The 11,806-nt window shown below is 64.3% G+C and carries 6 protein-coding genes; 4 read left to right on the forward strand and 2 right to left on the reverse strand.

What is annotated here, in order from left to right; genetic code table 11:
- Window positions 1-4 precede the first annotated feature (4 nt).
- Genes EKN06_RS10125 through EKN06_RS10140 form a run of 4 tightly spaced genes read left to right on the forward strand, consistent with a single transcriptional unit; the run spans window position 5 to window position 5,945 of the window.
- Complete coding sequence (locus EKN06_RS10125) at window positions 5-2,452, forward strand: cyclic nucleotide-binding domain-containing protein (protein WP_127612803.1); 2,448 nt, start codon at window positions 5-7, stop codon at window positions 2,450-2,452.
- On the forward strand, window positions 2,452-3,318 hold the full coding sequence (locus EKN06_RS10130; RefSeq protein WP_127612804.1) for a hypothetical protein: 867 nt from the start codon (window positions 2,452-2,454) through the stop codon (window positions 3,316-3,318). Before EKN06_RS10125 ends, EKN06_RS10130 begins: the two co-directional genes overlap by 1 nt.
- Window positions 3,319-3,331: 13 nt before the next feature.
- Window positions 3,332-5,086, forward strand: coding sequence for a cytochrome c3 family protein (locus EKN06_RS10135; protein WP_127612805.1), 1,755 nt, complete (start codon window positions 3,332-3,334; stop codon window positions 5,084-5,086).
- A 13-nt stretch (window positions 5,087-5,099) separates the two neighbouring features.
- Complete coding sequence (locus EKN06_RS10140) at window positions 5,100-5,945, forward strand: metallophosphoesterase (RefSeq protein WP_127612806.1); 846 nt, start codon at window positions 5,100-5,102, stop codon at window positions 5,943-5,945.
- On the opposite strand, the gene EKN06_RS10145 is transcribed toward EKN06_RS10140, so the two are convergent.
- Window positions 5,913-9,908: an LVIVD repeat-containing protein gene (locus tag EKN06_RS10145; RefSeq protein ID WP_127613021.1), complete on the reverse strand. Its 3,996-nt coding sequence runs from the start codon at window positions 9,906-9,908 to the stop codon at window positions 5,913-5,915. The genes EKN06_RS10140 and EKN06_RS10145 overlap by 33 nt on opposite strands.
- 41 nt (window positions 9,909-9,949) lie before the next feature.
- A complete protein-coding gene (locus EKN06_RS10150) occupies window positions 9,950-11,767 on the reverse strand; it encodes a hypothetical protein (protein WP_420810790.1) in 1,818 nt (605 codons plus the stop codon).
- Between the last annotated feature and the right edge of the window lie 39 nt (window positions 11,768-11,806).

Below are 11,806 nucleotides of genomic sequence, written 5' to 3' on the forward strand. Positions count from 1 at the left end.
TTGAGTGACTGACCGTGTCCGCATCGCTATTGTCGGATCGGGGCCGGCAGGGCTGAGCGCGGCTGGCCGTGCGGCGGCGCTGGGGATCTCCCACGTGCTGCTCGAAAAGGAAGATCACCTCTGCGACACGATCTTCCGGTACCAGAAGGGCAAGCACGTCATGGCGACGCCGACTGCGCTGGTGCTGCGTTCCGACCTCGAATTCGATGCAGGCAAGCGCGAGCCGATCCTTGAAATCTGGGACCGGCAGGCGCTCGATGCTGGCATCGCCGTGCGTTGCAACGCCAATGTCACCGCGATCACCGGCGAAGCGGGCGATTTCACCATCGCCCTGGCCGACGGCGAGACGATCAGAGCCGAGTCGGTCATCCTCGCCATCGGCACACAGGGCAATCCCAACGTCTTGCGTTGCCCGGGCGGCGATCTGCCCCACGTGCAATATCAACTGGACGATCCCGGCGAATATATCGACGAGCACATCACCGTCATCGGATCGGGCGATGCGGGGATCGAAAACGCGCTCGGCCTTGCCGCCGATCCGGCCCAGCGCAATGTCGTCACCATCCTCAACCGCGGCGCCGATTTTGCCCGCGCCAAGGCCGCGAACGTCAAGCTGTTGCAAGAATCAGCAGGGTCCGGCCGGATCACCATCCGCACCGACACCTCCCCGGCCGAAGTCCGCCCCGGCGAACTGGTGCTCGACACCCGCGATGGGCAGGAGGTGATCCGGTGTGACAGGATCATCGCCCGCATGGGGTCGACCGCGCCGCGCAAGTTCATTGAATCGTGCGGCATCGCCTTCACCAGCCAGGACCCCGGGGCCTTCCCCGTCCTATCGCCCGTGTTCGAAACGACCCGCCCCGGCATCCACGTGATCGGTGCCTTGGCGGGCTATCCACTGATCAAGCACTGCATGAACCAGGGCTATGACGCGGTCGAATTCCTGAACGGCAATACCACGCTCAGGCCGGCCGACGAGCCGATCCTGGCCGAACTCTTCGCCTCCTTGCCGGGTGGACGAAGCGTGGACGAATGGCTGGCGCTGCTGGCTGCGAACGTGGAGATCTTCCGCGATCTCTCCGTCCTGCAGCTGCGCGAATACCTGATCGACAGCGAAGTACGTGCCTATCGCGCCGGAGAGACGATTTTCGAACGCAACGCCTACGGCTCGTCGCTGATGGCCATCGCGCTCGGTTCGGTTGCGGTGGAAGTCGACCCGCAAAAGCCCGAACGCACGGTCGCCATCGAACAGGGTTGGATCTTCGGCGAGATCGGACTGATTTCGGGACGGCGGCGCGGCGCGACCGTCCGTGCTGCGGAACCGGCCATCATCGTGGAGCTGTCGCGCACGGCGGCGCTCAAGTTGCTGGCTACCTCTCCCGGCGCTTCGCGCGTCGTCACCCGCATTTCGATCGAGCGCCAGCTGCTGCAGATCTTCGGCTCGGGTCTTACCGCACAGGACATTGCCGAACTGGTCACCGGCGCGGAAGTGCAGGAAAAACGGGCCGGCGAAGTCGTGCTTACCGAAGGCGATGCGGGCCGCGACATCTACGTCATCCGGCGCGGATCGATGATCGTGGAAAAGACGATTGGCGGCAAGCCGGTCTTCCTCAGCTACCTCCCCGCCGGGGCATATGTCGGCGAAATGGCTCTGATTGACGGCAGCCCGCGTAGCGCAACGGTAAAGGCAGCGATCAAGTCCGAGGTTATCCGTCTCGACGGCGAGGCCTTCGTCAGGCTGCTCGCCAGCAAGCCGGAACTGCTGCAGAAAGCGCGGGCCGACATGGCGGCAAGGCGCGAGACCAACGCCTTCATCGAGAGCCGCAAGGACACCTTCTCCGACGTCGTCGACATGTATTCCAGCACGGCCCGGTTCCTGATTGATAATGGCATCGGCGAGGCGACCGATGTCTTGCTGATCGACGAGAACCTCTGCGTCGGCTGCGACAATTGCGAGAAGGCTTGCGCCGACAGCCACGACGGCCTGTCGCGCCTCGACCGCGAGGCGGGGCGGACTTATGCCAGCCTCCACGTTCCCACCAGCTGCCGCCACTGCGAACATCCGCACTGTATGGCCGATTGCCCCCCCGATGCGATCAGGCGCGGACCGGACGGCGAGGTTTCGATCGACGACAGCTGCATCGGCTGCGGCAATTGCGAGCGCAACTGCCCCTATGACGTGATCCGCATGGACAGCGTGCCCCCGGAAAAGCCGGGCCTGCTGAGCTGGATGTTCCTGGGCCGCGGCCCCGGTCCGGGTGAACCGGACAAGCGCTGGCGGAAAAATCACGCCCCTGCCGGAGCGGAAGCACCCAAGATCGCGATCAAGTGCGACATGTGTGCGGGCATCGACGGCGGCCCGGCCTGCGTCCGCGCCTGCCCGACCGGGGCAGCCATTCGCGTCGCGCCCGAGGATTTCCTGTCGGTCTCGAAGCTGGAGGACGATGCCTGATGGCGAGCAGGCAGGCCAGCCCGACACAGCTCCGCGACAGGGGTATTGCCGGACACGAAGGTTTCCTGAGCCATGCCCGCCATCGCTGGCTGAAGCGCGCCATCATGCTGGCCGTTGCGTCATTCGCCGGGTACTTCATGGCCGATGTCGATCCGCGCCCCAACGGCGGAAGCTGGTACGGCTATCTGTTGGGCACGACCGCGACCGTGCTGATCGTCTGGCTGGCCCTGCTCGGCATCAGGAAACGCAGTTTCACGCCGGGCGCATGGTCGCTGAAGGCATGGACGTCGGCGCACGTCTATCTTGGCCTCGCGCTGGTCGTCGTAGCCACCCTGCACACCGGCTTCCAGCTCGGCTGGAACGTCCATACGCTCGCTTATGGGCTGATGATGCTGGTGATCGTCTCGGGCATTTATGGCACGGTCGTCTATGTTACCCTGCCCCGCGCGCTCAGCTCCAATCGCAAGGAACTGACCGAACGCGAAATGCTCGCCGGCCTTCGCGCGGCAGACCGGCAGATCCGCGAGGCCGCACAACCTCTCCCGCAGGATCTCGCATCGATCGTCCTCGCTGCGCTGCAGCAGGACCCGTTTTCCCGCTCGATCGTCCGGCGTCTTAGCGGTCGCTATCCCGCCTGCGCCACGCAAGCCGCGCTGGACGGACTGGAAACGGCGGCACCGGACGATCCCGTTGTCGAACGCATCCAAGGCCTGCTGGTCAGGCGCAAGGCGCTCCTGGCGCAAATGCGGCGCCATATTCGGCTGAAAGCCATGCTGGAGGTATGGCTCTACGTCCATGTCCCCGCGACGGTCGCGCTGCTGGCTGCGCTGACCGCCCATATCGTCAGCGTTTTCTATTACTGGTAGCCGGTAGCAAGCCATGACCTTCCGTCTTCGACAGATCGACACGGCAGCCAGCGGGCGCGAGATCGTGCGCGAGACGCTGCTTGACCGGTCCTCGCTCACCATTGGCCGCGCTGCGGAAAACGAGATTCACCTGCCCGATCTCGCGGTCGAACCGCATCAGGCCCGCATCGCCCTGCGCGACGATGGCCGCATCGTGGTGCAGGCGATCGGTACCCTGGGCTTCACGCTGAACGGCGCCAAGACCACCTCGGCCACGGTCGACAGCCGGACCGGGGCAGAGCTTGGCTTTGGCACCTACCGGATCGCGATTTCAGCAGAGCCTGACGGAGCCGTCGCGCTCACCGTTCGCGTTCGCACGTCCGCCGGCGGTCCATGGGACGAGGCGGACAAGCACAAGTTCTCTCTCGCCGCCGTCCTTCCCGGCAAGCGCAGGACCGGGTGGACCCTTGCCGCCCTGATCCTTGTCGCCTTTCTGGCGGTGCCCGTGTTCAGCCACCTTACCCGTCCGGCCGAAGCCCAACATTCGGTCATCGGCGACCGCAGCTGGAGTACGGGGCAACTCAACCTCGCCCACCACGGACTGGAGGACAGTTGCGAGAGCTGCCACGTCAAAGCGTTCGAACCCGTAAGCGATGACACCTGCCTTGGCTGTCACAAGGCTATCCACGATCACGCCGACGCGCCGCAGCTTGACGTGGCGCGCGCTAGCGGTGGCCTTGGCGATCGGGCGCTCTGGGCGGTGGCGCACCGCTTTGGCAAACCCGGACCCGGCGCATGCAGCGACTGCCATACCGAGCACGAAGGCCTGCATGTACCGATCAAACCGGCGGGCCAGAAGTTCTGCGCCAGTTGCCACGCCACGATGGACCGTCGGCTTCCCGCAACGAGCCTTGGCAATGCCGCGGACTTCGGCACGGCCCACCCACAGTTCACGGCCCGCATCTCGACCGGGGCCGGTTCTGTCAAGACCGTCCGCGTGTCGCTGGACGACAACCCCAAGGAACGGAGCGGTCTTTCCTTCTCGCACCGGTTGCACCTCGATCCGCTGGGCGGGGCCGCGCGCATGGCGGGCAATATCGGGGCGGAGCGCGGGTACGAAGGCGTGCTCAGATGCAAGGATTGCCACCGCCCGACCGAAGACAAAGCGCGCTTTCGGCCGATCGAGATGGAGCGCGACTGCGAGGGCTGCCACAGCCTTGTCTATGACCGCGTTGGCCCGACCTTCCGTTCGCTCACGCACGGTAACGTCGCCCAGATGATCGCGGGCCTGAGGGCGACCGACCGTAGCCCGTCGCGGATTACGGGGCTGGGCCTGACACGCCCGCGACCCGGCCGCTATTCGGGGACCGGGCGCTATCACGCCAACTTCGCCGTCCCGGTCAGCGGCGAGGTGCTGCTGCGCCGCGCGCTTTCACCCGGCGGCGTTTGCGGCGAATGTCACACTCCGGACTTCAGGAATGGCAACTGGACCGTCAAGCCGGTCGCGCTGACCGAACGCTACATGACGACCGGCTGGTTCGATCACGCCCCCCACCTTCGCGAGACGTGCACAAGTTGCCACAAGGCGGGACAATCGAGCAAGGCGTCCGACCTGCTGATGCCGAAAATCGCCCAATGCCGGACCTGTCACATGGGCGAAGACAATCACAAGGCCGATGTTCCATCCACCTGCGCCATGTGCCATTCTTATCACCCTGGCGACATGGCGCCGTTTTCGCGCAGGCCTGCCCCCCTGCAGAAGTCTGCATCACTGCAGAAAATCGAATGAGACGGGGACGCATGTGCTGATAGCCCAGATCACCGACATCCATCTCGGTTTCGAGCATAACCGGCTTGACGAACCCAATCGGCTGCGGTTCGACAGGTTGCTTGCCAACCTAGTCGAAGGCCCCGATCGCCCCGACCTGCTGCTCCTGACCGGCGACCTCACCGAGCATGGCGATATCGAGAGCTTTCGTGCGCTGGCCGATGCCGTGCGCGACCTGCCCTTCCCGGTCTGGCCGATGCCCGGCAACCACGACAAGCGCGGCGCCCTGCTCGAAACCTTCCCCAATTTGGCGGGCGAAAGCGGCTTCATCCAATACGCCCTCGATCTTGCCGGACTGCGGATCGTGATGCTCGACACCTGCGAGCCGGGGCGCCACGGCGGGGCGTTCTGCGAAGTGCGGGCGGACTGGCTGGCCCGCGAACTCGCAGCCCATCGCGAAACGCCGACGCTGATCGCGATGCACCATCCCCCCGCGCAAACCGGCATAGCGTGGATGGACGTCGATCCGCACGAACCGTGGCTCGCACGGCTGGCAGATGTATTGCATGGACAAAACCAGGTGCTGGGTATCATCTGCGGCCACTTGCACCGCGCCATCGTCACCGTGTGGCAAGGCATTCCGCTCGCCGTCTGCCCGTCGTCCGCACCCGCACTGGCTCTCGATCTGAATGCCATCGATCCGGCCAGACCCGACAACCGTGCCCTGATCGTCGATGCCCTGCCCGCCTACGCGCTGCACCTTTGGACGGGCAGCAGTCTCGTCACGCATTTCGCGTCGCTTGATGAAGATCCGGTGCTCGCGCGCTTCGATAGCAAGATGCAGCCGCTAATCGCCGACATGATGGCGGAGCGGCCCTGATCCCTTGCCGCGACTGGCCGTCTGCAAGGCCGGGCGCCAGAGGTGCATGTCGATGTCGTTGCTGACCTTGTATGGCCGACCATTGGCGTCGAGGAACAGCGCTTCCATCTCGCTGCGGGTGAAGGGCCGCGAGCCGAGACGACCGAACACCGCCATTTGCCCGCCCGTTTCGTCGACCGCCCGGTCCCGGTCGAGCCCCTTCGACAGCGACAGCGCGGGCGAAGGCGTTCGCGCCCAGGCAATCAATTCGGGCTTGGGCGCCGGCGAAAAGCCGTAGAAATTGGGCTGACTTTCGGGCGAGGTAAGCTGAATGACCTTCAACCCGTTCCGTCCGTCGGCCACATAGGCAAAGGCAGAGGCATTGGTGGAAGCGACGATCACGTCCTGCGCATCGTCCATCCGGCCACCGAAGTCTTCCCGCAGGTAGATCCTCGGCGCGATCGGGCGGGTTACGTCAACGATCACCAGCCCTTCGGCGCCGGCCGCGACATAGGCGTAAGTGCGCGCGACATAGACCCGCCGCGCATCGGCCAGCGGCACCGTCGCGGCTGGCATGGCGACGGGATCGTGCAGGTCGGTCACGTCGAACAGCTTGAGACCATCGGCATCGGTGACCCACAGATGGCGGAACTGGACCGCGCTTGCCCGCGCATCCTTCAGCGGCCTGATCGCGGCCAGCGCCGGGTGCAGCGGGTCCGACAGGTTTACCACCACCAGCCCGGCTTCGGCGGCAATATAGGCCACTTCCCCCGCCAGCACGATATGGCGCGCGCCATTCAGGACGCCCTGTGGATTCCAGGTGACCGCCCGCTTCAGCCGGTTGTTGCGAAACTCGCCATCGGCCAGCGACTCGATATTGACCATGATCAGCCCCTCGACGCTGTCGGTGACCGCGGCATAGCTGTAGATCGGCAGGAACGGCTGTTCCTGGTTCATCTGCCGCAGTCCGGGCGTGTTGCGCAGCGGATTGACCGGCTGGTTGGTTGCCAACGCCATGCAGGTGGCGTTCTTCGATTTCACCCGCGTCTTTTGGCCCAGCGGCGAAAAGGGTGCGGCGACGATGCGATCGGAAAAGCCCTTGTTGCCGACCGAGGCGGCGTCATAGACGTTGAAACCGCCCCTCCCCTCGGCAAGGAACATGTATTCCCCGCGAAGCTGAAGGCAGCCGACTGCGTCGCGCGTGCCCTGAACGACGTTGACGAATTCTTCCAGCGCGTGCGTTTCGCCCGAGGCACTGGCGTCGAAAGTCTTGCCGCGTACCCAGTTCTTCAGCTCGCGCCCGTTCGCTTCGACATGCAAGGCATAATAGTCGGGATAGGCGTATTTCTGCAGGTAGGAGCCGATCACGGCCTGCGGTTCATCCCATTCGGTCACCCGAACCGCTTCGAAGCCGCCTGCCAACCCCGCCCAGGCATGAAGTCCGACGAAATTGACGTAGTTCGTGCCAAGCAGCAGCAGCTGCGCCATGATCGCATTGTTGTCGTCATCGGCGGAAAGGTGGCAATCGACGCAAGTCTTGGTCTCGGTCGTGCGCACGGTGTGCGGAAAGTGGGGGGCAAAGGCCTGCGAGGAAAAGCCGATGCCGCTGATCGGCGGCTGCTGGATATAAATGCGCTCACGATTGATGTTGGTGGACGACAGCACTAGCCCCGAACTGGACCGGACCGGCGCGATCTGGTTGCCCTTGGTCGTCATGTGGCGCCCAAGCTGGAACATCTCGTCGCGGGCCACCTGCGGGTTATAGGTCGCAAAGTTGCGCGTCTCGTCACCTTCATAATGGTGCGTCCGCGTCTTCCAGTTCGCCTCGACCGGCAAGTGACACCCGCCGCAACTGGTCGTCCAGCTGAGGTGGCAGGTGAAGCAGGCCATCTTGTCTTCGCCATGCGCCCTGTCGGCCAGCGGCACACCGGGGCCGAAGGCAAAGCCGTTGGTCGCGACTGACGTGCTCATCAGCTTGGCCCGCGCGGCCTTGGCGTTGAACCGCGGGGAACTGCGGTCGACCGTGTCCTTCACCAGGCTCACCCGCCATTCGAGGTCGGGATCGACGATCGATCGCTGGATCAGCACCGTGCGGTTCGTGTCGTCCACCGTCCATTCGAAGCGGCGCTTGCCATCCGGGTTGCGCAGCAGGGCCAGATTGGTGCCGCCGGGCGAAGCGGCGGGGCCGGAGGTCCGCAGGTTCGGATAGGCATCGGCTGTCCCGTGACAATCCTTGCACCCGATCTCCACCGCATTGGCCACTTCGCCGTAGATCAGGCCGTTGCCATGACTGTCCTGCGCAAAGTGACAATCAGCACATTGCAGGCCCTTTTCGGCGTGAATGTCCATGAGGTGCACGCTCTTGCCCGGGTTGGTACCCGGCGGGACGAACCTGCCTTCGTCACCCTTGCGCCATTTCTGCGGATCGTCGGGCGCAACGACCTTTCCGTCCGCGTCGAGCAGGTTGCCCTCGCTGTCGCGCTTCAGGACCGCGCGGAAGTTCCAGCCGTGCCCGTGATAGTCGGCAAACTGCGTGTCTTTGAGTGCGGGATTAAGGTCATGAACGTTGCGCAGAAAATCCAGATCCGCCCATTTCCCGCGCGGCGCCGCACCTTCGGGATTGCGCTCCAGCACTGCGTGAACTTCAGCAGCGGTGGGGTATTTCTGCGTTTCCGGCCACATCGCGGGCGCGTCGGCTTCGTAGTCCCACATGGTATAGCCAAGGTAGGAATTGAGGAAGATGTTGGGCTGGTGCATGTGGCAGTTCATGCATTGCGCGGTGGGAATGGCGCGGGTGAAGACATGGCGCAGCGGATGGCCCGTTTCCTTCTTGACCACGCGATGTTCTTCGCCCCCGGTGTCGTGCTCGCCCTTCAGCGCGCCATGCGCCGCCTCGGTCTTGCCAGCGATGGTCGGGTCCACCGTAACGCTCTGCCCGTCGCGCCCGTATTGCGCGTAGATCAGGCTGTGGCGCGGCTCGCGGTCGTTGGCGTAGATGACGTGACAGCCGGTGCAGCCGGAATGGCGATAATCGCCCGGCTGGTCGTTGGTGCCCATGAACCACATGAGAGGATCGTTGAGGCGGGTCTTGTGGATGTTCAGCACGGGGATCGCGATGCGCAGGCCCGTGCCCGGCCCGCGATTGGATTGCCTGAGATCGGGTCGGCCCGGTTCTTCCAGCCGCTGGATGCTGCCCGCAGGATTGGGCAGGCCGACTTCGGGGAACTGGGTGGCGATATTGCGCCCGCCCCGTTCGAACACCCGGAACACATCGCCCGGCGGGATCACCTGCCATCGCGGTAGCGGATAGAGCTCCGCCAAGGCACCGCGTGCCTTCTGCCGCTCGGTCACCTGGCCAGGTTCCTTGCCGGGCGAGACGATCTTCGCCGGCTGGCCGTTGCGGGTATAGGCCTCGCCGAAAATGTAGTTCTTGAAGGGGACGATGCCGTTGTTATAGGCCGCGCCGCCCCACAACATCGCGCCCGACGCCATGAGCGATCGCTCCGCCACTTCGATCACCGGCAGATGGCACGCGCCACAAGCCTCTCGTGCCACCCGATAGTCGCCCGGATTGACGAAGCGAACATATTCCGGCGCTTCCTTGTTGAGCAGGGCGTAACTGCGCTTGGGATTGGCGGACGACGGGTAGTGCCAGCTTTGGGGATAGCGCGGCAGCACGTGCGCCCTTTCGCGCGCGGCGACATAGGCCGGATCGTCGTGCGCGAGCGCCGCATTGCCCATTATCGCGGGGTCGCCGCCGTGGCAATCGGTGCAGCCCAGACGAACCGCCGGGGTCGCGTGCATCGTCGGTGAGTCGGATTTGACATGGCACGAAACGCAGCCTGCCGATTTCAATTCGGCTTCGGCCGCCGTTTGCCGCGCGGGTGCCGGCGGATAGAGCGCATAGTTACGCTCGACCGGCTTCTCTTCGTCGCTCGCGCGGCCCGGCTCTGCCGACACGATGGCCAGCGCCAGCGCGATCATGGCCAGCACGAGCGCATTAAGCCTGAGGGGAGCAAGGCGCATCAGTAGCTCACGATCGCGTTGGCAAGCAGCGAATAGTAATTGCGGTTCCCCCCGGCATTGTCGAACAAGTCGCGAAATCCGCTGCCGGGCAGCAAGGCCGCCCCCGACAGGCGGAACACGATATTCTGCGTCGCCATGGGCCGCCAGATCGTGGCGACAGACAGGTCCCAGCCAATATTTGCAGGAATGCTGCCTTCGTTGCGCAAGGCTTGCAAGGTGGCCGTGTTTTCGAACCAAAGGTGGTTGGCATTGCCCGAAACGCGCAGTTCCGGCGTAAGGTCGAAGTCCGCACCGCCGCCCAGCAACACCGTTCCGGGATTGTTGAAATTGGACTGCCCCTGCTCTTTCGAGGAGCGCAGCGCATTCAGGATGCCGTTGCGACCGTTGATGGCCACCGCCCTGCCGCCACCTGCGAAAGGCAGGCTTTGCCTGATCCAGTAACTGGTATCCGCGCCTGCGAAGATCGGGTTTTCGAAAATCGCGTCAAAACCGTTTTCCCGGTCATCGTACGGGTCGGCATCACCGCTGGCATATAGCGCAGAAAGGCGAAATCGCATCCAGTCGCGGTCGTAGCTCAGTTCTGCCGCGCCGAAGACGGCCCGGATGTCAGCCGGCTGATCGGTGAAGAAGCTGTTCCTGTCTTCGCCCAGCGCGCCATAGGCAGAGGCCGTCAGGTTGATCCTCCCGATCCGGCCATCCGCGTTGTAGCCGATGTAAACCACATCGTAATCGCGCGGGCGCAGCGTTCCCAGAAGCGCCGGCCGAACGGGGAAACCGTTGTCGTCGATCTTGAGCCGGCCTGCTTCCCGATTCCGGTTGTATACCACCGTGACCTGGCTGGTGAGCGCGGGGATCAGGAAATCCTGCCGGTAGATATTGGCGACAAAGATCCAATCGTTGCGCGGCCGGTCGGTGAGGTTGTTCAGGCCGCTGTTGGTGTCTTTCTCCAGCCGCCAGAAGGCACCGAGATTGTACTGCACCCGGTTGTTGTCCCGCGTGCCGAACAGGCGCACGCCCAATTGCTGGTCATTGAAGAGAAAGCCGCGAAAATCGTTCTGGAAAGGCTGGATGCCGACGCGGATGGAATCGAAGTCGTACCGGTCGGAGGTGTTGCGGATATGATAGTCGACGAAGGCTTCCTGCACCCCCAGAAAATGGTCGGTGCGCACGCTGGGCTTCGACGGTTCGACGAACAGGATGCGGCGTTCCGCGACGTTGGCGTGATTGATATTGAGCGCCAGCGCCAGGCGGTATTCGATTTCAGGCGGCTTGAACGCGGTGCTGCCTTTGATGAGCGCAGCACCCGCAATGAAGGTCTGCGAGACGAGGAAGCTCGCATCCTTGCCGAATACGTCGAGGCTACCGGGCCGCTCGGTCGTCTGCACTCCAACGGGGATCGGGAACGTGCGCGGCTCGATGACCGTGTCGCTGACCAGATTGGCGGCGAAGAACCAGTCGTCCCCGGTGATCGGCAACCACGGCACCTTCGACCGGTCGATCGGGCGGTCGCCCTTCAACGTGTTCTGATGATAGGGATCGAACCACCGTGCCTTGACCATGCCCAACGTTTCGATGAGCCGCCAGCGATCGGGGATCGGGAATTGATCGGTGGGAAAGGCCTCTGGCGGCGGTGCGCGAACCGCATCGACATTGTGTTGCGTCACCTGTTCGGGCAGGGGCTTGACGTAACCGGGCCTCTGCCGCCCCTCCAGCATTTCGTCCTCGACGTCGGGAACCGGGATCGCATCAGGGTCCACCACGGGTTCGTCGCCAGCCTCAGGCGCGGCAACGGGCGGGGCTACGGCGGGTGGAGGCAATCCGGAATCAGGCTCAGACCCCGCAGGTTGGGCCAGCGC

It is taken from the genome of Croceicoccus ponticola, assembly GCF_004004515.1.
GTDB lineage: Bacteria > Pseudomonadota > Alphaproteobacteria > Sphingomonadales > Sphingomonadaceae > Croceicoccus > Croceicoccus ponticola.